We start from the raw sequence: 21,742 nt of genomic DNA on the forward strand, positions 1-21,742 counted from the left end.
GACAGTCGGACGTGTTTCCGGCCGGCGGATCATTTTCCGCGACCCTCGAACTCCTTCAGATAGGAATTGTCGCGCGACATCAGGATCGTGGTCGATCCCTCCGGCGCCGGCCCGCCGTCCGCCCCGAAGGTGCGGCGATAGGACTGCATCGCGCGATAGAAATCGTAGAAGTCCGCATCCTTGCTGAACGCGTCGGCATAGATTTTGGCGGCGGTGGCGTCGGCCTCGGCGCGGACGATCTGCGCCTGCTTCTGCCCCTGCGCGCGGATCGTGTTCGCCTCCTGCTGGCGCGCGGTGCGCATCGATTGCAGCGCGCTTTCCAGCGGGCTGCCCTCGGGCAGGTCGGCGTGCTTGATGCGCACGTCGACGATCTGCACGCCATATTGCCGCGCGTTGCGCTGGAGCGAGTTCTGGATCGCCTCCATCACGTCGCCGCGCTCGGGCGTGAGCAGCGAGGAGAAGGGCACCTTGCCCAGCTCGTTCCTCAGCGCCGTGCCGAGCAGCGGACGGAGCTGGTCCGCGACGCGCTCCTCGGTGGCGGAGGTGGAGCCGGTCGAGGTGACCGCCTTCAGCGGATCGACGATGCGGAAGCGCGCGAAGGCGTCGACGTTCAGCCGGAGCTGGTCGGTCGACAGCACGAGCGTGTTGTCGAGGTCCGCGTCGAGCACGCGCTTGTCGACCCACACGATCTTGTCGATGAACGGGATGCGCGCGATCAGGCCCGCGCCGGTGTTCCGGCCGATCACCTGCCCCGGCTGCCACTGGTTGATCGTCGTCACCGGATTCTCGAAGCGCAGGATCACCGCCTGCTTCGTCTCCGGCACGATCGCGAAGGTGGCGGCGGCGACGATCACCGCGGCCAGCGCGGCGAAGCCGATCGCGATCGGGTTGCGGGCGAGGCTCATCGCTGGCCTCCCTGCTGCTGCGCGGGCTGGGCCTGCGCGTCCGGCACCTTGCGCAGCCTGTCGAGCGGCAGATAGGGCGCGACGCCCGGCGTCTCCACGATCACCTTGTCGGTCCTGCCCAGCACGGCTTCCATCGTCTCGTAATACATGCGGCGGCGCGTCACTTCCGGCGCGAGCCTGTACTGCTCGTAAACCTTGTCGAACGCGGCGGCCTCGCCCTGCGCGTGGGCGATCACCTGCTGCGAATAGGAGCGCGCGTTGTTGAGATTGGCCACCGCCTCCTGCTGCGCGGCGGTGACGGCGTTGAAATCGTCGACCAGGCTCGCGGGCGCGGAGGCCTGCTTGATCGACACGCCCTGGATGCGCACGCCGGCCTGATAATCGTCGAGGATCTGCTGCATCGCGCGGGTGACGCGCGCCTCGATCGTGGTGCGGCCCGCGCCGATCGCCTCGTTCAGCGTGGTGGTGGCGACCACCGCGCGCATCGCGCTCTCGGCGGTGGCGCGGACGGTTTCCTCCGGGTCCTTGATCTCGAACACGAAGTCGCGCGGATTCTCCACCCGCCAGCGCACGGTATAGGCGAGGTCGATGATGTTGCGGTCGCCGGTCAGCACGTTCTCGCCGCCGTCGCGCGGGAAATCGTCGTTGCGCACCTGCTCGACGTCGACCTTCTGGACATCGACGATCGGCGCGGGGAGGGTGAGGCGGATGCCCGGATCGAGGATGCCCGAATAGCGCCCGAAATAGGTGACGACGCCGCGCTGCTGCGGCCCGATCTGGTGGATGGAGGTGAACACCAGCCACAGGGCGACGATTACCCCGGTGCCGATCAGCCACAGGTTGCGCGCGGTGACGCCGGGGGGAAGCTGCGGCCCGCCGCCGCCAGCGCCGCGCGCGCGCTTCAGGAACTCGTCGAGCGCGGTGGGCCTGGACGCGCCCTTGCGGCCGCCGGGCGGCACCGCCCACGGATTGCGCGGTCCGCTCTTGTCGTCGTCGTTCCCCGGCCCCCATGGGCCGCCGGGCGTTTCGTTCATCAGGATGGACTGGCGCCTGAACCAGCGCGGCAAGGTGATCATGCACCCCTTATAGGAATGGTATTCGCGAAAAACAGTGCCAAGCGCGCAGTTCGATCGTATCGCGCTGTCCATGGACGAGACTGACATACGGGCGGCGGTGGACGCGGTGGCGGGGTCGCGCGCCACGGTGAAGGTCGATGGCGCGCGCGTCGGCGTGGTGCTGGACGCGACCGGGCTGGACGCGAAGGCGCGCGACGCGATGGAGGCGGCGGTGAAGATGGCGGCGGCCGCGCCGGGCCGCGAGGTGCGCGTGGTCGTCACCGCCGAGCGCCCGCGCCGCCGCGCGATCGCGGTGGCGAGCGGCAAGGGCGGCGTGGGCAAATCGACCGTCTCGGCCAATCTCGCCGTCGCGCTGGCGCGGCTCGGGCGGCGCGTCGGGCTGGTCGACGCCGATATCTACGGCCCGTCGCAGCCGCGCCTGCTCGGCGCCGAGGGCGAGCGGCCGGAGGCGAAGGACAAGGTGCTGCTGCCGGTCCCGACGCGCTATGGCGTGCCGATGCTGTCGATGGGCCAGCTCGTCGCGCCGGGCAAGGCGCTGGCGTGGCGCGGGCCGATGGCGGCTGGGGCGCTCGGGCAGCTCATGGATGCCGAATGGGGCATCGCCGACACGCTCGTCATCGATCTGCCGCCCGGCACCGGCGACGTGCAGCTCACCATGGTCCAGAAGCATCGCCCGGCCGGCGCGGTGATCGTCTGCACGCCGCAGGACCTCGCGCTGATCGACGCGACGCGCGCGATGGACCTGTTCGACCAGACCGGCGTGCCGATCATCGGCGTGATCGAGAATATGGCGGGCTATGCCTGCCCCGCGTGCGGCGAGGTCTCCGACCCGTTCGGGCGCGGCGGGGCGGAAGCGGCGGCGAAGGAGCGGGGCGTGCCCTTCCTGGGCCGCGTCCCGCTCGACATCGCGATCCGCCGCGCGTCGGACGCCGGCGAGCCGCCGGCCGCCGATCCCGCCGACCGCATATTCCGTCCCATCGCGGAACAGGTCGTCGCATGGCTGGAAACCGATGGCGGGGCAGGGCGTTGAGGGGCTACCGGTCGTGCTGGCGCGCTGATGCCGCCGGCACGAGCGGACCAGTTTTCGAGGGGGTCTGAACCGTGCCGCTGACCGATCCCGCCGCGATCAAGGCGCTGCTCGAGGAAACGCGCACGATCGCGATGATCGGCGCGTCGGACCGGCCGGATCGCGCCTCGTATCGCGTGATGGCGATGCTTCAGGGGCACGGCTATCGCGTGATCCCGGTCAATCCGCAGATCACCGGCGAGCATGTCCACGGCGAATATATATTCCGCGACCTTTCGCAGATCGGCGAGCCGATCGACATGGTGGATATCTTCCGCCGCTCCGACGCGGCCGGCGCGGCGGTGGACGAGGCGATCGCCAGCGGCGCGCGATCGGTGTGGATGCAGCTCGGCGTGATCGACGAAGCCGCCGCCGCCCGCGCCGAGGCCGCCGGCCTGAAAGTGGTGATGGACCGCTGCCCCGCGATCGAGATTCCGCGGCTCGGCGTCGCGCCGGTAAGCTGACCGTCGCCCGCCGCCCTCCGCTGCCGTCCCTTACCACCATGTCACTCCAGCGAAGGCTGGGGTCTCACGCCCAAAGTGTCACGCTCGCTGCCCGCGACCCGGCTTTCGCCGGGGTGCCGGATCGGAAGGGATTCCGTCCGCTGCCTCCAGCGCATAAGAAGCGGGGATTCGGGCAGGGAAGGGGACGGGAATGATCGCGATGCCGCCGGATGCGCCGCCGCCCGCGCGGCGGCCGTGGTATGCGCATCTCTACCTTCAGGTGCTCGTCGCGATCGCGGCGGGGGTGATCCTCGGCCATTTCTGGCCGGCGACCGGCGAGGCGATGAAGCCGGTCGGCGACGCCTTCATCAAGCTGGTGAAGATGATCATCGCGCCGGTGATCTTCCTCACCATCGTCACCGGCATCGCCGGGATGCGCGATCTCGGCGCGGTCGGGCGGGTGGCGGCGCGCGCCTTCGCCTATTTCCTGACCTTCTCGACGCTGGCGCTGATCGTCGGGCTGATCGTCGCCAATGTCGTGCGGCCGGGGGCGGGGCTGCATATCGATCCGGCGACGCTCGATACCGCCAAGGTCGCCGATTACGCCGCCAGGGCGCATGAGACGACGGTCACCGGCTTCCTCACCGCGATCATTCCCGACACGTTCCTCTCTGCGCTGACCGGCGGCGATATCCTCCAGACATTGTTCGTCGCGATCCTGTTCGGCGTCGGCCTCGCGACGATCGGCGAGCGCGGCGAGCATGTCGTCGCGCTGCTGGAGGACGTGTCGGCGGCGGTGTTCCGCATCGTCGCGATCCTGATGAAGACGGCGCCGGTCGGCGCGTTCGGGGCGATGGCGTTCACGATCGGCAAATATGGCGTCGGCACGCTGGCCAACCTCGCCGCGCTGGTCGGCACCTTCTACCTCACCTCCCTGCTGTTCGTGCTGGTGGTGCTGGGCGCGGTCGCGCGGGCGTGCGGCTTCTCGATCCTGCGGCTGATCGCCTATCTCAAGGCGGAGCTGCTGCTGGTGCTCGGCACCTCCTCGTCGGAAAGCGCGCTGCCGCTGCTGATCGAGAAGATGGAGCGCGCCGGCTGTCCCAAATCGGTGGTCGGGCTGGTCGTGCCGACCGGCTACAGCTTCAACCTCGACGGCACCAACATCTATATGACGCTGGCCGCGCTGTTCATCGCGCAGGCGTGCGACGTGCATCTCACCCTGGGGCAGGAACTGCTGCTACTGGGCGTCGCGATGCTCTCGTCGAAGGGCGCGGCGGGGGTGACAGGCGCGGGGTTCATCACGCTGGCGGCGACGCTGTCGATCGTGCCTTCGGTGCCGGTCGCGGGAATGGCGCTGATCCTCGGCGTCGACCGTTTCATGAGCGAATGCCGCAGCCTCACCAACTTCATCGGCAATGCGGTGGCGACGGTGGTCGTGTCGCGCTGGGAGGGGAAGCTCGATCGCGCCGCGTTCGATGCGGCGCTGCGCGGCGATCAGCGCCTGAGCGCGGCGAGCATCTCGTAATAATGCTGCGGCGGGATCGCCTGCTCGAACTGGCAGCCGATCCGCCCGCCGAGCGCCCAGCGCACCGTCGCGCGGACCCGGCCCGTCACCGGCAGCATCACCGAGAGCGCGGTCCCCGGCGCCATCCGGCCGTCGCAGCGCGCCATCAGGCCGGAGGGGGAGGTGTTGACGATCAGCAGGCTGAACGGCGCGCCGCCGTCCGCGCGCGCGCTCGCATGGTGGAACACCTCGTCGCGTGATTCGCCGCGTGCGTCGACTGCCGGCCATCCGGCCCGATATGCAGCCACCCCCGATACTCCTTGGCCCTTGAAGCTGATCGCTACGGCAGGGTCGTGAAAGGGGTACGAACGGAAATGGTCAACGCGGCGTTGGCCTTACCCCGCGACCAGCAGTCCGTGATGCTTCTTGCCGGCCGAGATACGCAGCGGCTCGGCGCCCGGCGTCACCGTGGCGGCTTCGTCCGCCACCTTCTCGCCGCCGACGCGTGCGCCGCCCTGCTTGATGAGCCGCCGCGCCTCGCCCTTCGACGCGCAGAAGCCGAGCCCCACCAGCGCATCGACCAGCGGCACCGCGCCGGACGCCGCGAAGGTCGGCAGCGCGTCGCCGCTCGCCCCTTCCTCGAAGGTGCGGCGCGCGGTTTCCGCCGCCTGCTCCGCCGCCGCGCGGCCGCGGCACATCGCGGTCGCCTCGTTTGCGAGGATTTTCTTCGCCTCGTTGATCTCCGCGCCGCCCAGCGCCTCCAGCCGCGCGATCTCGTCGAGCGGCAGGTCGGTGAACAGGCGCAGGAAGCGGCCCACGTCGCGGTCGTCGGTGTTGCGCCAGAACTGCCAGTAATCGAAATGCGGCAACTGGTCCTCGTGCAGCCATACCGCGCCGGAGACGGTCTTGCCCATCTTCCCGCCGTCCGCCGTGGTGATGAGCGGGGTGGTGACGCCGAACACCTCCACGCCGTCCATCCGGCGCGTCAGTTCGACGCCGTTGACGATATTGCCCCATTGGTCGCTGCCGCCCATCTGGAGCCGGCACCCGGCGCGCTGCGAAAGCTCCCGGAAGTCATAGGCTTGCAGGATCATGTAGTTGAATTCGAGGAACGACAGGGATTGCTCGCGATCGAGCCGGAGCTTGACCGAATCGAACGACAGCATCCGGTTGACCGAGAAATGCTGCCCCACCTCGCGCAGGAAGGGGATATATTCCAGCCGGTCGAGCCACTCGGCATTGTCGAGCATGATCGCGTCGGACGGCCCGTCGCCGAAGGTCAGGAACCGTTCGAAGATGCGCTTGATCGAGGCGATATTGGCATTGATCCCGTCCAGCCCGAGCAGCTTGCGCGCCTCGTCCTTGAAGCTCGGGTCGCCGATCTTGCCGGTGCCGCCGCCCATCAGCACGATCGGCTTGTGGCCGGTCTGCTGGAGCCGGCGCAGCAGCATGATCTGCACGAGGCTGCCGACGTGCAGCGAGGGCGCGGTGGGGTCGAAGCCGATATAGCCCGGCACCACCTGTTTCGCGGCCAGCGCATTGAGCGCGGCCGCATCGGTCATCTGGTGGACATAGCCGCGCTCGGTGAGCAGGCGGAGCAGGTCGGACTTCGGCTCGGTCATAACGGGTGCGCGTTACACGCACCTCACTCGCGCGGCAATTGCGTCAGCGGGTCGACCGGCCCACGCCCCTTGCGCAGCTCGAAATGCACTTCCGGCCGGTCGGCATAGCCGGTCGCGCCGGACAGGGCGAGCGTCTGCCCCTTCTTCACCGCCTGCCCGCGCTGGACGAGCAGCTTGGAGGCGTGGCCATAGACGCTGGTCCAGCCCTCGCCGTGCTTGACGATCACCAGCCCGCCCATCGAGGTGATCGCGTCGCCGACATAGGCGACGGTGCCATCGGCGGTCGAGCGGATCGGCGTGCCCAGCGGCACGGCGATGTTGATCCCGTCGTTGCGCTCGCCGCTCTGCCCCGCGCCGAAACGCGCCACCACCTGCCCCTCGACCGGCCACAGGAAGCGGCCCGGCGGCGCGATCGGGGCGGAGATGGCGACGGTGGCGGGCAGCGCGCGGCGCGGCGTCTCAACCGGCGCGGCGGGGCGCTGGTTCGCCGCGATTGCCGGCTCGCCGCCGGTGATGATGTCGTCGATGTCGAGCTTGAAGGCGGCGGCGCGCTCGGCGGCGCTGGTCGGCTGCGTGCCGCCGGGGATCAGGATGCGCTGGCCGGTGCGCAGCACATAAGGCTCGGTCAGGTCGTTCGCCGCGACGATCCGCGACCATTCGACGCCATAGGCGCGCGCGATCGCGATGCCGGTCTGCCCGGCGCGGACGAGGTGGTAGCGCCCCGGCGGGATGGTCAGCCGCTGCCCCGCGCGCACCGTATAGGCGGGCGCGGCCAGCCCGTTGGCGGCGGCGATCACCGTGACGCCCGCGCCGGTGCGGTCCGCGATATGGCTCAGCGTGTCGCCGGGCCGCACGACATAGGTCTGCGCCGCGACATAATGCGCGTCGGCGGCCGCCCCACGCGTCTCCCATGCCGGGCGCGGCGCGGGGAGCTGTTGCACCCGCTCGCCCTGTGGCTGGCGCGGCGGGGCGTGCGTGACCGGCGTCGGCCGATAACGCGGCGGCGGCGGCGCGCGGCGCGGCGCATCGACCTGCGGGATGCAGGCGCCGAGCAGGAGGCAGGTCGCCATTGCGCTCAGCCGCCGCCGCATCCCGATCCTCCGCTTACAAATACGCGCCGTGGAGCGCTTCTAGCGACCGCTCGTGCGTCAGGTCCAGATGCAGCGGGGTGACGGTGACATATCCCTCGGCCACCGCCGCGAGATCGGTGCCCGGCGCGAGCGCATGTTCGATCCGCCCGAGCGACAGCCAGTAATAGGGAAAGCCGCGCGGATCGGTGCGCGGCTCCAGCCGGACGCGGCCGTAATCGCGCATCCCCTGCCGCACGACCTTCACCCCCTTCACCGCCTCGGCGGGGACGGGCGGGAAATTGATGTTGACCACCGTGCCGGGCGTCCACTCGCTGCCGAGCAGCGGGCGCAGCACGCGCTCGCCCCAGCCTTCCGCCGCGGCGAACGACACCTCGTCGCCCAGCCCGGTATCGGCGTAGCGCTGGCTCAGCGCGATCGCGGGGATGCCGGCCAGCGCCCCCTCCATCGCCGCCGCGACGGTGCCCGAATACATCACGTCCTCGGCAAGGTTCGCGCCGCGATTGACGCCCGACAGGATCAGGTCGGGCTTCGCCGGCATGAGCTGCGCCAGCGCCATCATCACCGCGTCGGTCGGCGTGCCGGAGACGGCGAAGCGCCGCGCGTCGAACTGTCGCACCCGCAGCGGGCGCGAGAGGGTGAGCGAGCGCCCCGCGCCCGATTGCTCCTCCGAAGGCGCGACGATCCAGATGTCGTCGGAGAGCGTCCGCGCGATATCCTCCAGCACCTTCAGGCCCGGCGCGTGGATGCCGTCGTCGTTGCTCAGCAGGATGCGCATCAGCGCGGCTCCAGCCGGTTCACCCCGCCGAGATAAGGCTTGAGCACCTCCGGCACCCACACCGAGCCGTCCTCCTGCTGATAATTCTCGAGGATCGCGACGATCATCCGCCCGACCACCAGCCCGGAGCCGTTGAGCGTATGGACGAAGCGCGTCGCCTTCTCGCCCTCCGGCCGGTAGCGCGCGTTCATTCGGCGCGCCTGGAAATCGGTGCAGGTGGAGCAGGACGAAATCTCGCGATACCGCTTCTGGCCCGGCAGCCACACCTCGAGGTCATAGGTGCGCGCGGCGGTGAAGCCCATGTCGCCGGTGCAGAGCTTCATCCGGCGGAAGGGCAGGCCGAGCCGCGTCAGCACGTCCTCGGCGGCGGCGGTCATCCGCTCATGCTCCGCCTCCGACTGGTCGGGGGTGACGATCGAGACCATCTCCGCCTTGTCGAACTGGTGCTGGCGGATGAAGCCGCGCGTGTCGCGCCCCGCCGCCCCCGCTTCGGAACGGAAGCAGGGGGTAAGCGCGGTGAAGCGCAGCGGCAGTTCGTCGGCGGCGAGGATCTTCTCGCGCACGATATTGGTCAGGCTCACCTCGGCGGTGGGGATCAGCCAGCGGCCGTCGGTCGTCTCGAACAGGTCCTCGGCGAACTTGGGAAGCTGGCCGGTGCCGAACATCGATTCGCTCTTGACCAGCAGCGGCGGGGAGACTTCCTCATAGCCGTGCTCGCGGGTCAGCGTGTCCAGCCCGAACTGGCCGAGCGCGCGGGCGAGCTTCGCCATCTGCCCGCGCACCAGCGTGAAGCGCGCGCCGGCGATCAGCGCGCCCGTCTCGAAATCGAGGCCGAGCGCCGGGCCGATCGCGTCATGCTCCTTCACCGCGAAGGCGAAATCCGGCCGCGCGCCGCGCTCGTGGATCAGCGCGTTGTCATTCTCGTCCGCGCCCTCCGGCACGTCCGCCAGCGGGACGTTGGGGAGCGAGGCGAGCAGGTCGTCCAGCTCGCCGCCGATCTGCGCCTCCTCCGCCTCAAGCTCCGGCAGGCGCTGCTTGAGCGTCGCGACCTCGGCCATCAGCGCCGCTGCGGTCGCCTCGTCCTTCGCCGCCTTGGCCGCGCCGATCGCCTTGGAGGCTTCGTTGCGGCGCGCCTGCCCGGCCTGCAATTCGGTCAGCAATTCGCGGCGGCGACGGTCGAGATCGAGGATGACGGCGCTCTCCGCGCCCTTGCCCCGCTTCGCCATCGCGGCGTCGAAATCGGACGGATTCTCTCGGATCAGGCGGATGTCGTGCATGTCCGCGCTATGGCGGCGGCGGCGAGGGGAGGCAACCCGCCAGCGTGGCAAGGTGTTTCACTCATGATATGACCATGGCCCCTGTCGGCAGGAAGGAGACTGATTGTGCAGCTTCCCACGAATTCGTTGGTGCTTGTCGCGGACGGCGAGAAGATGCTGTTCCTGCGGAACGAGGGCGATGCGACCTATCCCGATCTGGTGGTGGAGCAGCATCGCGAGCAGGATAATCCGCGGACCGGCGAACAGGGCACGGATCGCCCCGGCCGCTCCTTTTCCAGCGTCGGCTGGGGGCGCAGCGCGTATCAGGAGCCGGATTATCACCGCCTCAACCAGGACCAGTTCGCCGCGGAGGCGGCGGAGCTGCTCAAGCGCCGTGCGCTGGCCGATGACTATAAGATATTGTTCGTCATCGCGCCGCCGCGCACCCTGGGCGAGCTGCGCAAGCATTATCACAAGAGCGTCGCCGAGCGGCTGCGCTGCGAGATCGGGCGCGACCTGACCGGCCACCCCGTCGCGGATATCCAGAAAGCGATCGCCGACGCCTGAGCGTCGTCAGGCGGCGGCCGCCTTCCGCGCCAGCCGCCGCCGCGCGACGAGGCCCGCGGCGGCCGCGCCGAACAGCAGGATCATCGGCGGGGCGGGAACCGGCGTGGGGTTGCCGCTGCTCGATCCGCTGCTGCCGTGATGGCCGCCGTTCGAGGACCAGCCCCCGTTCGAGGACCAGCCGCCATTGGACGACCAGCCGCCGTTCGAGGACCAGCCCTTCGAGCTGGAGCCATAGGACGAGCTGGACGTGGACGAGGAGGTCGAGCTGCTCGACCCGTTCGAGCTGGAGCTTGACGAGGTCGAGGTCGAGACGTTGCCGCTCGAGCTGGACGAGGTCGAGGTGGACGAGGAGACATTGCCGCTCGACGACGAGGAGGTGGACGACGACACGTTCCCGCTGGACGAGGACGAGACGTTGCCGCTCGACGAGGAGGTGCTGCTCACGTTGCCGCTGGAGGACGTGCTGCTGACATTGCCGCTGGAGGACGTGCTGCTGACATTGCCGCTCGACGTGGACGAGGTGCTGCTGACCCCGCCGGTCGAGGTGGATGACGAGGTGGACGAGCCGCCCGACGACGAGGAGACGTTGCCGCTCGACCCGCCCGACGAGGTCGAGCTGGAGGTCGATCCGCCGCTGGTGCTGGAGGTGGACGACACCACGATCCCGCTCGATCCGCCGCCGCTGCCGCCGAAGAAGCCGCCGGCGAAGAACCCGCCGCCGCCGAAGCCGCCGCCCCAGCCGCCGCCAATCACGGCCGGCGGCGCGGCCGGGCCGGTGCTCGCCAGCATCTCCGGCGCGGGGGGCAGCGGCACCGGGGGCGACTGGGTGGAGACGGTGACGACGGTCGGCGCGCAGGTCGGCATCGGCGGCGTCTTGACCCGCGTGCGCGCGGCGACGCGCTGCACCGGGCGGCGCTTGACCGGCTTGGCGGCGACCTTCTTCTTGCTGAATTCGGTGCGCGGCTTGGCGTTTTCAGCCACATGCACCGCGCCGCCGCCGATCACGGCTCCGCCGGCGGTAAACGCCGCGAGTTTCGCCAAGGCCATCCGCACAGACATGATTCATTCTCTCTAGTCTTTGTCGGCGATAACTCCCGCCGCCATTCCCAACGCGCGTCGCATTGCCGCTAGCCGACAAGTGCAAAGCAAAGGTTTAAGTGCAAGTTCGTTTACCACGATTGCGCGTGCCGGAACGCAACACTAGCCGGGAAACGCGCGTGCCGGCGCCGCTTCGTTTCATTACGAGACAGTATCTATCGCCACCGGCGGCGCCGGTTCAGCGCCGAGAAAGGCGAAGCGGGTCAAGAAGATGATCCACAGGCCCCGGTTCGTGATCGCTTGTTTGCGCTCCCGCACCCGACTATAGGCGCGCTTCGGACGGTGTACGGCGTGCGAGAACGCCGGCACGGGGCGGGAGAAGGTCGATGGCGACGGCATACGATCGAACTGGACAGGGCGACCATGGTCGCGAGGCCGCCAACGACGGGGACGGCTACCGGCCGCGTCCCGACGAACCCTTCATGTGCGAACGGCAGCAGGAGTATTTCCGTGCCAAGCTGCTCGACTGGAAGGAGGCGATCCTGCGTGAGGCGCAAGGCACGCTCTCGCAATTGCAGGTCGATTCGCTGCGCGAGGCCGACCTCAACGATCGCGCCTCGAGCGAGACGGACTGGTCGATCGAGCTGCGCACCCGCGATCGCCAGCGCAAGCTGATCGCCAAGATCGACGCGGCGTTGCGCCGGATCGACGACGGCGAATATGGCTATTGCGAAGTGACCGGCGAGCCGATTAGCCTCGGCCGGTTGGAAGCGCGGCCGATCGCGACCATGACCGTCGAGGCGCAGGAGCGCCACGAGCGGCAGGAAAAGGTCTCGCGCGAGGATTAAGGATTTGTTAGCCCGTGCGCGTTCCGGTTTGGCAATATCTGGCGGCTTATTGAGGTGTCGATGAAGCATCTCGACACAGGCGCCTTCGCCGATGCGGCTCCGCTGGACGGGCAGGGGCGCGGGCGCGAAAGCGTGTCGTTCAACGCGCGGCTGCGGGTTGGCGATGCGAAGCGCGCGGCGAAGGTGCGCATCCGCAACGTCTCGCCCGGCGGGCTGATGGCGGAGGTGCCACGTCCCCTCGCGCCCGACGCGGCGGTGGAGATCGAGTTGGCCGGGATCGGCTGGGTCGCCGGCCGCGTCGCCTGGCAGATCGAGGGGCGCGTCGGTGTCGCCTTCGACAGCGAGATCGATCCGCGCCGGTTGCAGCCGGCCGCCGACGCCTGACTCCCGCGCGCGGCGCGGGAGCGCCGGCCGGCCCCCTCTATCGTGTCGTGCCGTTCGCCGATGCGTCGTCGCCGGCGTCGCGGCCCAGCTCGTCGACGATCTTCTCGAGCAGGTGGATCAGCAGCGGCTTGTGGAACTCGCCGACGATCTCGTCGAGGATGCGATCGTGCGCCTCGGCGTGGACGACCAGCTTCTGGAGATAGTTCTTGCCCGCCGGCGTCAGGTTCAGGTGATAGGCGCGGCGATCGAGCTTCGAGCGGTCGCGCGAGATGAAGCCGTGCTTCTCCAGGCTCTTGAGCGCGGGCGTCAGCGTCGATTTGTCGCGGCCGGTGGCATAGCTCAGCGCGGTCTGGTTGAGGCCCGGATTCTCGTTGATCACCGAAAGGATCGCGAAATGGCCGGGGCTCAGGTCCGCCTCGCCGACGCGCTTGGCGAACGCCTGGAAGGAGACGTCCTGCGCGCGCCGGAGCTGGAAGCCGATATAATCTTTCAGCGGTCCCAAATCTTCATTGCCTCCCTGGCCGCGGCATCGCCGCATCGGATATAAGAGTCACGCGCCCGGCCCTCCACAAGAATCGCCCGGCCGGTGCAGCAGCGCGCCGTCGATCTCCGTGATCCGGCGGCATCCCGATTGCGTCATCGCGCGATCGAGTTCGTCATGGAGCAGCGCGATCAGCGCCGTCGGACCCCGCGCGCCGCCCAATGCCGCGACCGCATGGAGGAAGGCGCGGCCGAGCAGCACGAAATCCGCGCCGGATGCGAGGCAGCGCATGATATCCTCGCCGCCGCGCACGCCGCCGTCGACGATCAGCGGCACCGCGCCGCCGACTGCCGCGCGGATCGGCGCGATCATCTCGACCGGCGCGGGGGCGGCGTCGAGCTGGCGGCCGCCGTGGTTCGAGATGCCGATCGCGTCCACGCCCAGCGCCGCCGCGCGCCGCGCATCGTCGGGATGCAGCACGCCCTTCAGCACCAGCTTGCGCGGCCAGCGCTCGCGGATGCGCGCCAGCAGCTCCCAGTCGAGCCGCGCCGAGCTTTGCCCGGCCATCAATTCGGCGAGCGAGCCGGTGGAGCTGCCCGGCGGCGAATAGGCTTCGAGGTTGGCGAAGCGCGGCGCGCCGCCGGTCGCCATCGCCAGCGCCCAGCGGGGGTGGCGCAGCAGGTCGAGCGCCATGCCGGGGCCGGGGCGCAATGGCAGCGTGAAGCGGTTGCGCAGGTCGCGCAGCCTCTTGCCCGGCGCCGGCACGTCGGCGGTGACGACCAGCACCGGATAGCCGGCCGCCGCCGCGCGGCGCAGCAGGTCGTCGGTGATCCCCGGATCGCGCCCGACATAGAGCTGGAACCAGCTCTCCGGCGCGGCCTCGGCGATCGTCTCCAGCGCGGTGGTGCCGGCGGTCGACAGCGCATAGCCGATGCCGGCCGTGGCGGCGGCGCGGGCGAGGGCGAGGTCGGTGCCCGGCGCGACCAGGTTGGCCATGCCGATCGGCGCCACCCCGAGCGGCATGGCGTAGCGCCGGCCGAGCAATGCGGTCGAAAGGTCGCGCGTCGTCGCCCCGGTCAGCACGCGCGGGACGAGGCGGATCGCGTCGAGCGCGGCGGCGTTGCGGGCGAGCGCGCTCTCGCGGAGCGCGCCGCCGTCGACGAAGTCGAACGCGAAGCGCGGCAGGCGACGTCGCGCCAGCGCGCGCATCGCCTCGAAATCGCACGGAATGTCGCCGGTCCCCGTCATCGCGGCCGGCTTACCGCGCAACAACGGGCTTGACAACATGGTTTGTCATCCAACTATATATTGGCGGAGTTCAGAAGAGGGAGAGGCGCATGGCCGCCGCTGTTAACGGTAGGAACGGGCACGGATTCGCCCCGCGATGGTTGCTGGCCTCGACCACCGGGCTGGTGCTGGCCGCCACGCCGCTGATGCTGCTCGGCTGCGGCAATTCGAGCGGTCAGGCGGAGAATCCCGGCGGCGGCGCGGCGGAGGTCTCGGCCGGCGGCGAGTTGAGCGGCGGGCGGCCGAAGTTCGGCCCGCCGCCGGGGATGAAATTGTTCGAGGACAATTGCGCCGCCTGCCACACCGAAAAGGGCATGGAGATGGGCGGCCGCGCGATCCCGAACCTCGCGACGCTGCATTCCATGTCGCCCGAGCGCATCTTCGACGTGATGCTCAACGGCATGATGAAGGAGCAGGCGGCGGGGCTGGATCGCGTGCAGAAGAAGCAGGTGGCCGAATTCCTCGGCGGCCGGCCAATGATGGACGCCGCCGGCACCGACGTGAAGGCGATGAAGAACCTGTGCAAAGCGAACCCGGAGTTCGCGTTGCGCGCGGACGACTGGAACGGCTGGAGCCCCTCGCCCGACAACACGCGCTTCCAGAATGCCGGCGGCCTCGCGGCGGGCGACGTGCCGAAGCTCAAGCTCAAATGGGCGTTCGGCGTGCCGCAGGGCGCCAGCCTGTTCTCGCAGCCGGCGGCGGCGGGCGGGCGGCTGTTCTTCGGCGGCGACAACGGCACCGTCTATGGCATCGACGCCGATACGGGCTGCGCCTATTGGTCGTATCACGCCGACGGCGGGGTGCGCACCGCGCCGGTGGTGCAGCCGGTGACCGGCCAGAAGGAGAAGTTCGCGGTCATCTTCGCCAGCCAGTCCGGCACCGTCTTCGCGGTCGGCGCGCGGACCGGCGAGTTGCTGTGGAAGATGAAGCCGTCGAGCGATCCGCACGGCCTCACCGGCTCGATCGCGGCTTATGGCGGGCGCGTCTATGTGCCCTTCACCGGCACCGAGACGCTGGCCGGCGCCAACCCGAAATACGAATGCTGCAAGTCGAGCGGCGGGGTCGCCTCGATCGACGCGAGCAGCGGGAGGCTCGTGTGGTACGCCTCGACCATCCAGGAGCCGATCGTCTCGCGCGGCAGGAATGAGGTCGGCGTGGCGATGTGGGGGCCGTCCGGCGCGAGCGTGTGGAACACGCCGACCGTCGATGCGAAGCGCAAGCTGGTCTATGTCGGCACCGGCAACAGCTATAACGAGCCGGCCGCCGCCACCTCGGATTCGATCGTCGCGCTCGATCTGGAGACGGGCAAGATCCGCTGGCATCATCAGGAGATCGCCGGCGACGCCTTCGCGCTCGGCTGCCCGGATACCGCGCCGGCCGGCAACCATTGCCCGACGAAGATCGGGCCGGACTGGGATTTCGGCGGCTCGTCGGTGATCCTGAAGTCGTTGCCGAACGGCAAGGACGTGCTGATCGGCGCGGGCAAGGCCGGCATCGCCGTGGCGGTCGATCCCGACCAGCAGGGCAAGGTCGTGTGGCGCACGAAGCTGTTCACGGATAAGCCGCCGACCGCCGACGGCCTCGTCATCTTCGGCGGCGGCGCGGACAGCCGCTACGTCTATTATCCGCTCCAGCGGCCGGGCGGCGGGCTGACCGCGCTCGATCTCGCCACCGGCAAGCCGGCGTGGACCACGCCGATGCGCGCCGACGGGCGCGGCCAGATCGGCCCGGCGAGCGTGATGCCCGGCATCGTCTTCACCGGCGGCTGGGACGGCGTGCTGCGCGCGGTCGATCCCGCCGGGAAGGTGGTGTGGACGTTCGACACGAAGCGCGATTTCCAGACGGTCAACGGCATTCCCGGCAAGGGCGGCTCGCTCGGCCAGTCCGGCGCGGTGGTGGCGAACGGGCGGCTCTATGTCGCGTCGGGCTATGTCGGGATGCAGAACGGCTCGGCCGGCAACGTCATCCTCGCCTTCGCCCCGAAGTAAGACAGCTCTCCGACCTCGGCCCCGCCAGCCTTTCCGGGCCGGCGGGGCCGTTTTTTTTGCCAGTCGAACGAAAGGCGGGAAAAGAAACCCCGCGCGCCCTTGCGGGCACGCGGGGGAGGTTCCTCACATGGAGGGGGACCCGATCAGCCGCGCGGCAGCCATATGTCGAGCACCGCGCAGCGGCCTTCCTCGCGCACGACGCGCAGCCCCTCGGCCAGCGCCGCGTCCACGTCGGACACTTCCTTCACCGCGCGCGCGTAGGCGCCGCCCGCCGCCGCCGCGATGCCGGCATAGTCCGGCGGCGGATCGAAATTGACGTCGAGGTCGGCGGTGTTCGCGGCATAGCCCGCCGGATGCACCGCCAGCGCGGAGAAGCGTGGCGCCTTCCACCCGCGGTTGTTGAGCACGATGTGCAGGAACGGCGCCTTGTAATGCCGCGCCATCCAGTGAACCGACGAGGGGATCGAGAACATGTACGATCCGTCGCCGGTCACCGCGACCACCGTCTTGTCCGGCGCGGCGAGCTTGGCGCCGATCGCCGCCCCGCCGTTCCACCCGAGCGACCCGCCGCCGCTGGCGAAGAACGTCCCCGGCTCGTCCGGCGCGATATGGTCGAGGATCTCGGGATAGTTGGTGATCCCCTCGTTCAGCACGATGCTGTCCTTGCCCAGCATCGTGCGCAGCCGTGCCATGACATATTCGGTGGTGAGATGCTCGGCCGGCTTCGCCCGCTCGGCGAGCCACGCGCCGCGCCGCTGGTGCAGGCCGGCATAATGCGCGCGCCGCTCCGCCACCACGTCCATGTCGAGGGCGAGCGCCGCCGCGCGCCGGTTGAGCTGGCGCAGCGCGGTCGCCGCGTCGGCGCGGAACGACTGGACGGCGGGGATGTACCACAAGGGCATCGACGCCTTCAGCGGATCGACGTCGATATGGAAGATCGTCGCATCCGCGCGCGGTCGGCTGACGGTGGGGATCCACGGCACGTCGCTGTCGAGCACCAGCACCACGTCCGCCTCGGCCAGCACCGGATTCTGGAACGGATGGTTCCAGTGGCTGCCCTGATAGAGCGGGTTGCTGTGCGGGAAGTTGAGCGCGCTCGGCACCGATTCGAGCAGACCGACGCCCAGCGCCTCGCAGAAGCGCACCAGCTCGCCCAGCGCCTCCGGGTTGCGCCCGGCGAAGGAGGTGACGACGATCGGCCGTCGCGCCCCGGCGATCGCGGAGAGGATCGCGTCCACCCCCTCGGCGGTCAGCGCGCCGGGCTGCACCGGCCGCCAGTGCGCCATGTCGATCGCGACCGGCGTCACCTCCTCCTCCATCACCTCGCGCGCGCCGACCAGATAGACCGGCCCCTTGGGGTCGCTGGTGGCGAACTGCATGGCGCGGTGGACGATCTGCTTGACGTTCGTGCCAGTGCGGAACTCATTGTCGTATTTCATATATTCGCGGACGATGCCGCGCTGGTCGTACACGTCCTGGATCCACTGGATGAACTCGTTGCGGCTGCCCTTCAGCTCGCCGTCCTGCGTGAAGGGCGAGAGGCCGGCGAAGATCAGCACCGGCGACCGCCCCTTGGCCGCGTTGTGCACCGCGCCCGCCAGCGACTGCGTGCCGCATTCGACGTGCACCACCACCGCCTGCGGCTTGCCGCTGACCTGCGCGAAGCCCTGCGCCGCCGACAGGCCGACCATCTCGAACGGGGCGGTGACGACCTTCGGGATCTTCCGCCCGTTCGCCCGCGCCTCCGCGATCGCCTCCACCAGCGCCGGGTGATCGCTGCCGAAATTGGCGAAGATATAAGAGACGCCCGCCTCCGTCAGTGCTTCGAGAAAGGCGGAGCTGGCTGTGTACATTGCGTGATTCCTGACGTGAATTTTGTGCGTAAGAAGGGCGGGCGCTCAGAACGGATAGTGCTGCTCGTCCTCGATCGTGATCCATCGGAGGTCGGTGAACTCGGCGATCGCCGCCTTGCCGCCGAACCGGCCGTATCCGCTGTCCTTGACCCCGCCGAAGGGCATCTGCGCCTCGTCGTGCACGGTGGGGCCGTTGATGTGGCAGATGCCGGACTGGATGCGCTGCGCGGCGCTCAGCGCGCGGCGGATGTCGCGGCCGAACACGGCGGCGGAGAGGCCGAACTCGGTATCGTTGGCGGCGGCGACCAGCGCGTCGTCGCCGTCCGCGCGGACGATGGTGACGACCGGGCCGAACGATTCCTCGGCATAGATGCGCATCGCCGGGGTGACGTGATCGAGCACGGTCGGCTGCATCACCGGCCCGTCGCTCGCGCCGCCGGCGAGCAGGGTCGCGCCGTTCTTCACCGCGTCAGCCACCAGCTCCCCGACGCGCGCCGCCGCCTCGCAGCTCACCAGCGTGCCGAGCTGCGCCGCGCCATCGTCCGCCGCGCTCGCGCGCAGGCTCTCGGCCTTCTTCTTCAGCCGCGCGGCGAAATCGTCGGCGACCCTGGCGTCGACCACGATCCGCTCGGTCGACATGCAGATCTGGCCCTGGTTCATGAACGCACCGAACGCCGCGCCGTCCACCGCAGCGTCGAGATCGGCGTCGTCGAGCACGACCAACGGCGCCTTGCCGCCAAGCTCGAGCAGCGCGGGCTTCAGATGGCGCGCGGCGACCTCGGCGATGATCCGGCCGACCCCGGTCGATCCGGTGAAATTGACGCGGCGCACCGCCGGATGGGCGATGATCGCCTCCACCAGCGCACCGGCGTCGGCGGGGGCGTTGGTCAGCACGTTGACCACGCCGTTCGGCAGGCCGGCGTCGTGCAGCACCTGCCCGATCAGCCGGTGCGTGCCGGGGCAGATTTCCGACGCCTTGAGGATCACCGTGTTGCCGCAGGCCAGCGGCATGGCGATCGCGCGCACCGCGAGGATCACCGGCGCGTTCCACGGCGCGATGCCGAGCGAGACGCCCGCCGGCTGGCGCACCGCCAGCGCGATCGCGCCCGGCTTGTCGGAGGGGATCACCTCGCCCGCGATCTGCGTCGTCATCGCCGCCGCCTCGCGCAGCATCCCGGAGGCGAGCCTGACGTTGAACCCGGCCCAGCCGCGCGTCGCCCCGATCTCCGCCCGCATCAGCGCGGCGAACTCGTCGACCCGCGCGGCGAGCGCGTCGGCGGCGCGCAGCAGCAGGTCGCGCCGCGCGTTCGGCCCCAGCTTCGCCCACGCCGGGAAGGCGCGCGCCGCCGCCTCGCAGGCGCGCCGCGCGTCGTCCGGCGTGGCGGCGGCGGCGGTCGTCGCCACGCGCGCGCCCGACGGGTCGCGCCGCTCGAACGTGGCATTGCCGGTGGCCGCGACGCTTTCGCCGTCGATCAGCAATTGGACGGTCATCATCAAACTCCGGTTGAATGGGCTGGTCGGGAATGGCGGCGGACGGCGAGCAGCGCGATCGTGGTCGCCGCCATCGCGGCGAGCAGCATCAGGCTCAGCCCGCTCGCGCCGAGCGCATGAAGCGCCAGCGCGCCGCCGAACGAGCTGGCGATCGCGCCGATACGGCCGACGCTGGTCGCGCTGCCGACCCCGGTGGCGCGGATCGCGGTGGGATAGACATGCGCGGCGAGCGCGTAGAGCGTGGTCTGCACGCCGTTGATGAACGCGCCCTCCACGCCGAGGATCAGGATCAGCATCGCGCGCGATCCGCCGGGATCGAGCGGCGTCGCGAGCATCGCGCCGGCGCCGATCACCCCGCCGATCGCCATCGCCACCATCGGCGCGCGCGATCCCTTGTGCCCGATCAGCCACGCCCCGCCCAGCGCGGCGATCACCCCGCCGATGTTGAAAGCGGTCAGGCCCTGGCTGGAGAAGGCGAGGTCGAATCCGGCGTCGGACAGCATCGTCGGCAGCCAGCTGAACGCGGCATAGACCGCGAACAGGCACGCGCCGAACGCTCCCCACAAAGCGATGGTGTCGTGCCGCCACGTATCCGCGAACAAGGCCGCGACCGGCGACTTGCCCTGCGGCGCGGCATCCTGCTCGCCGCGATCGACCAGCCGCGCGTCGCCCGGCACCTCCAGCCCCACCCGCGCGAGCAGCCGGCGCAGGCGCGGCGTGTCGCCTTCGCGGCGCAGCAGGAAGCGGGTCGATTCGGGCAGCAGCGTGATCAGCAGCAGCGCCACCGTCAGCGTCGCGCCGCCTGCCGCCGCGAACAGCATCCGCCAGCCGAACACCGGCAGCACCTTCGCCGCGATCAGCCCGCCGACCACGCCGCCGAGCGGCACGCAGACGATGCTCGCGGTCACGCCCAGGCTGCGGCTGCGGCGCGGGGTATATTCCGAAACCAGCGCGGCGGCGTTGGGGAAGGCCGCGCCCAGCCCGACGTTGGCGAACAGGCGCAGCGCGCCGATCTCGATCAGGCTGTTGCTGATCGCGATGCAGGCGGTGAGCACGCCGAAGGTCAGCACGCTGCCGACCAGCGCGGCCTTGCGCCCGAAGCGGTCGCCGATCATCCCGCCGAGCGCTGCGCCGAACATCATGCCGAACTGGCCGATCGCCATCACCGGCGAGAGCATCTCCTTGGAAATGCCCCAGTCCCGGATGATGGCGGGCGCGGCGAAGCCCAGCGACTGGTTGTCGAACCCGTCGAAGATCACCGCGCAGCCGACGAGCAGCAGGATCAGCTTCTGGTAGCCGGTCCAGCGCCCCTCGTCGATCGCCGTGCCGATATCATAGTCGGGCGACGGCCCGGCGGCGGAAATGCTCATTTGCCGGCGGCCGCCCCGCTCTGGATCGCGTCCATGCCGGCCTTGGCGATGATGTCGTCCTCGCCGGCCATGCCGCCGCTGACGCCGATCGCGCCGATCACCTGGCCGTCGCGCATGATCGGATAGCCGCCCGGCACCGCGACTACGCCGGGGATCGTTCCCATCGCGGCGTTCTGCGACACCATCTGGCTGATCATCGCGGTCGGCGCCTTGAACATGATCGCGGTGGTCGCCTTGCCGATCGCGGTGTCGATCGTGCCCATCGGCGCGCCGTCGGTGCGGTGGAAGGCGAGCAGCTTGCCGGCATTGTCGACCAGCGCGATCGACGAGCCCCAGCCGTTCGACGTCGCCCTGGCGATCGCCGCGTCCATCACCGCGCGCGCCCCGGCGGAACTGAGCACCGGCAGGTTCTGCACCATCGCGGTGGTCGGCTTCGGCCCCTGTTTCGGCTCGGCGGCGGCGAGCGGTTGCACCGCGGCGGCGGCGAGCAGCGCGGCGCCGCCGTATTTCAGCATCTTCGTCATCGGCATTCCTCCCAGGTTGACCGTGGCGCGGTCGTGATCGTCGCCGTCACGTTGAACCACGAATCGCCTCCCCAAAACCGTGTCCGGCACGGCGGCAACAGGCGCCGCCGCCGTCCAGGCTGATCGCAGCCTAACAGAAACTAGTGTGAGATCAAACTTGTTTGTTGCGCGCG

The 21,742-nt window shown here is 69.9% G+C and carries 21 protein-coding genes; 8 read left to right on the plus strand and 13 right to left on the minus strand.

Going from position 1 to position 21,742, the window contains the following annotated elements; translation table 11 throughout:
- Positions 1-29: 29 nt before the first annotated feature.
- Positions 30-905, minus strand: a complete 876-nt coding sequence (hflC, locus tag F9288_RS07740; RefSeq protein WP_174836087.1) for a protease modulator HflC — start codon at positions 903-905, stop codon at positions 30-32.
- On the minus strand, positions 902-1,981 hold the full coding sequence (gene hflK, locus F9288_RS07745; protein WP_174836088.1) for a protease modulator HflK: 1,080 nt from the start codon (positions 1,979-1,981) through the stop codon (positions 902-904). Before hflK ends, hflC begins: the two co-directional genes overlap by 4 nt.
- Before the next feature lie 70 nt (positions 1,982-2,051).
- On the opposite strand from hflK, the gene F9288_RS07750 reads away from it, so the two are divergent.
- The 3 genes from F9288_RS07750 (at position 2,052) to F9288_RS07760 (ending at position 5,015) form a co-directional block, all read left to right on the plus strand.
- Complete coding sequence (locus F9288_RS07750; RefSeq protein WP_174836089.1) at positions 2,052-3,011, plus strand: Mrp/NBP35 family ATP-binding protein; 960 nt, start codon at positions 2,052-2,054, stop codon at positions 3,009-3,011.
- A 71-nt stretch (positions 3,012-3,082) separates the two neighbouring features.
- The gene (locus F9288_RS07755) at positions 3,083-3,511 is read left to right on the plus strand and encodes a CoA-binding protein (RefSeq protein ID WP_174836090.1); all 429 of its coding nucleotides are present in this window, start codon (positions 3,083-3,085) and stop codon (positions 3,509-3,511) included.
- Positions 3,512-3,701: 190 nt separating this feature from the next.
- Positions 3,702-5,015, plus strand: a complete 1,314-nt coding sequence (locus F9288_RS07760; protein WP_174836091.1) for a dicarboxylate/amino acid:cation symporter — start codon at positions 3,702-3,704, stop codon at positions 5,013-5,015.
- Here the strand turns inward: F9288_RS07760 and F9288_RS07765 are convergent.
- The 5 genes from F9288_RS07765 to serS all read right to left on the minus strand — a co-directional run bounded on the left by F9288_RS07765 (position 4,985) and on the right by serS (position 9,759).
- Positions 4,985-5,302, minus strand: a complete 318-nt coding sequence (locus tag F9288_RS07765; protein WP_174836092.1) for a PilZ domain-containing protein — start codon at positions 5,300-5,302, stop codon at positions 4,985-4,987. The genes F9288_RS07760 and F9288_RS07765 overlap by 31 nt on opposite strands.
- Before the next feature lie 87 nt (positions 5,303-5,389).
- Positions 5,390-6,616, minus strand: a complete 1,227-nt coding sequence (gene tyrS / locus F9288_RS07770; protein ID WP_174836093.1) for a tyrosine--tRNA ligase — start codon at positions 6,614-6,616, stop codon at positions 5,390-5,392.
- Between the two features lie 23 nt (positions 6,617-6,639).
- A complete protein-coding gene (locus F9288_RS07775) occupies positions 6,640-7,686 on the minus strand; it encodes a peptidoglycan DD-metalloendopeptidase family protein (RefSeq protein WP_174836094.1) in 1,047 nt (348 codons plus the stop codon).
- A gap of 34 nt (positions 7,687-7,720) precedes the next feature.
- A complete protein-coding gene (gene surE, locus F9288_RS07780) occupies positions 7,721-8,482 on the minus strand; it encodes a 5'/3'-nucleotidase SurE (protein WP_174836095.1) in 762 nt (253 codons plus the stop codon).
- A complete protein-coding gene (serS, locus tag F9288_RS07785) occupies positions 8,482-9,759 on the minus strand; it encodes a serine--tRNA ligase (RefSeq protein WP_174836096.1) in 1,278 nt (425 codons plus the stop codon). The genes surE and serS overlap by 1 nt, the downstream gene beginning before the upstream one ends.
- 105 nt (positions 9,760-9,864) lie before the next feature.
- Between serS and F9288_RS07790 the strand changes: the two genes are divergently transcribed.
- The 4 genes from F9288_RS07790 (at position 9,865) to F9288_RS07805 (ending at position 12,575) form a co-directional block, all read left to right on the plus strand.
- On the plus strand, positions 9,865-10,305 hold the full coding sequence (locus F9288_RS07790) for a host attachment family protein (protein ID WP_174836097.1): 441 nt from the start codon (positions 9,865-9,867) through the stop codon (positions 10,303-10,305).
- A 247-nt stretch (positions 10,306-10,552) separates the two neighbouring features.
- Positions 10,553-11,380 carry a hypothetical protein gene (locus F9288_RS07795; RefSeq protein ID WP_174836098.1) on the plus strand — a complete coding sequence of 276 codons (828 nt, stop codon included), beginning with the start codon at positions 10,553-10,555 and terminating at the stop codon, positions 11,378-11,380.
- Between the two features lie 349 nt (positions 11,381-11,729).
- A complete protein-coding gene (dksA, locus tag F9288_RS07800; RefSeq protein WP_174836099.1) occupies positions 11,730-12,191 on the plus strand; it encodes an RNA polymerase-binding protein DksA in 462 nt (153 codons plus the stop codon).
- 60 nt (positions 12,192-12,251) lie between these two features.
- The gene (locus tag F9288_RS07805) at positions 12,252-12,575 is read left to right on the plus strand and encodes a PilZ domain-containing protein (protein ID WP_174836100.1); all 324 of its coding nucleotides are present in this window, start codon (positions 12,252-12,254) and stop codon (positions 12,573-12,575) included.
- A gap of 37 nt (positions 12,576-12,612) precedes the next feature.
- Here F9288_RS07805 and F9288_RS07810 read toward each other — a convergent pair whose 3' ends face one another.
- On the minus strand, positions 12,613-13,077 hold the full coding sequence (locus F9288_RS07810; protein WP_174836101.1) for a MarR family winged helix-turn-helix transcriptional regulator: 465 nt from the start codon (positions 13,075-13,077) through the stop codon (positions 12,613-12,615).
- 48 nt (positions 13,078-13,125) lie between these two features.
- A complete protein-coding gene (locus tag F9288_RS07815; protein WP_174836102.1) occupies positions 13,126-14,304 on the minus strand; it encodes an alpha-hydroxy acid oxidase in 1,179 nt (392 codons plus the stop codon).
- Between the two features lie 89 nt (positions 14,305-14,393).
- On the opposite strand from F9288_RS07815, the gene F9288_RS07820 reads away from it, so the two are divergent.
- Positions 14,394-16,331, plus strand: a complete 1,938-nt coding sequence (locus F9288_RS07820; RefSeq protein ID WP_174836103.1) for a PQQ-binding-like beta-propeller repeat protein — start codon at positions 14,394-14,396, stop codon at positions 16,329-16,331.
- Between the two features lie 143 nt (positions 16,332-16,474).
- Here the strand turns inward: F9288_RS07820 and F9288_RS07825 are convergent, their stop codons facing one another.
- From F9288_RS07825 to F9288_RS07840, 4 genes are read right to left on the minus strand one after another with little or no spacing between them, the layout of a single operon-like run.
- Entirely contained in the window at positions 16,475-18,184 is a 1,710-nt protein-coding gene (locus F9288_RS07825; RefSeq protein WP_174836104.1) for a thiamine pyrophosphate-requiring protein, read from the minus strand.
- A 45-nt stretch (positions 18,185-18,229) separates the two neighbouring features.
- Positions 18,230-19,678 carry an aldehyde dehydrogenase gene (locus F9288_RS07830; RefSeq protein WP_174836105.1) on the minus strand — a complete coding sequence of 483 codons (1,449 nt, stop codon included), beginning with the start codon at positions 19,676-19,678 and terminating at the stop codon, positions 18,230-18,232.
- A complete protein-coding gene (locus tag F9288_RS07835; protein WP_174836106.1) occupies positions 19,678-21,045 on the minus strand; it encodes an MFS transporter in 1,368 nt (455 codons plus the stop codon). The genes F9288_RS07830 and F9288_RS07835 overlap by 1 nt, the downstream gene beginning before the upstream one ends.
- Positions 21,042-21,629, minus strand: a complete 588-nt coding sequence (locus tag F9288_RS07840; RefSeq protein ID WP_174836107.1) for a heme-binding protein — start codon at positions 21,627-21,629, stop codon at positions 21,042-21,044. Before F9288_RS07840 ends, F9288_RS07835 begins: the two co-directional genes overlap by 4 nt.
- Between the last annotated feature and the right edge of the window lie 113 nt (positions 21,630-21,742).

The sequence above is a fragment of the Sphingomonas sp. CL5.1 genome (assembly GCF_013344685.1).
Classification (GTDB): domain Bacteria; phylum Pseudomonadota; class Alphaproteobacteria; order Sphingomonadales; family Sphingomonadaceae; genus Sphingomonas.

Excerpts from the sequence above, each read along its gene's own strand:
- hflC (WP_174836087.1), bottom strand. The coding sequence starts at position 905 with ATGAGCCTCGCCCGCAACCCGATCGCGATCGGCTTCGCCGCGCTGGCC.
- hflK (WP_174836088.1), bottom strand. The coding sequence starts at position 1,981 with ATGATCACCTTGCCGCGCTGGTTCAGGCGCCAGTCCATCCTGATGAAC.
- F9288_RS07750 (WP_174836089.1), top strand. The coding sequence starts at position 2,052 with ATGGACGAGACTGACATACGGGCGGCGGTGGACGCGGTGGCGGGGTCG.
- F9288_RS07760 (WP_174836091.1), top strand. The coding sequence starts at position 3,702 with ATGATCGCGATGCCGCCGGATGCGCCGCCGCCCGCGCGGCGGCCGTGG.
- tyrS (WP_174836093.1), bottom strand. The coding sequence starts at position 6,616 with ATGACCGAGCCGAAGTCCGACCTGCTCCGCCTGCTCACCGAGCGCGGC.
- F9288_RS07775 (WP_174836094.1), bottom strand. The coding sequence starts at position 7,686 with ATGGCGACCTGCCTCCTGCTCGGCGCCTGCATCCCGCAGGTCGATGCG.
- surE (WP_174836095.1), bottom strand. The coding sequence starts at position 8,482 with ATGCGCATCCTGCTGAGCAACGACGACGGCATCCACGCGCCGGGCCTG.
- serS (WP_174836096.1), bottom strand. The coding sequence starts at position 9,759 with ATGCACGACATCCGCCTGATCCGAGAGAATCCGTCCGATTTCGACGCC.
- dksA (WP_174836099.1), top strand. The coding sequence starts at position 11,730 with ATGGCGACGGCATACGATCGAACTGGACAGGGCGACCATGGTCGCGAG.
- F9288_RS07805 (WP_174836100.1), top strand. The coding sequence starts at position 12,252 with ATGAAGCATCTCGACACAGGCGCCTTCGCCGATGCGGCTCCGCTGGAC.
- F9288_RS07815 (WP_174836102.1), bottom strand. The coding sequence starts at position 14,304 with ATGACGGGGACCGGCGACATTCCGTGCGATTTCGAGGCGATGCGCGCG.
- F9288_RS07820 (WP_174836103.1), top strand. The coding sequence starts at position 14,394 with ATGGCCGCCGCTGTTAACGGTAGGAACGGGCACGGATTCGCCCCGCGA.
- F9288_RS07825 (WP_174836104.1), bottom strand. The coding sequence starts at position 18,184 with ATGTACACAGCCAGCTCCGCCTTTCTCGAAGCACTGACGGAGGCGGGC.
- F9288_RS07830 (WP_174836105.1), bottom strand. The coding sequence starts at position 19,678 with ATGATGACCGTCCAATTGCTGATCGACGGCGAAAGCGTCGCGGCCACC.
- F9288_RS07835 (WP_174836106.1), bottom strand. The coding sequence starts at position 21,045 with ATGAGCATTTCCGCCGCCGGGCCGTCGCCCGACTATGATATCGGCACG.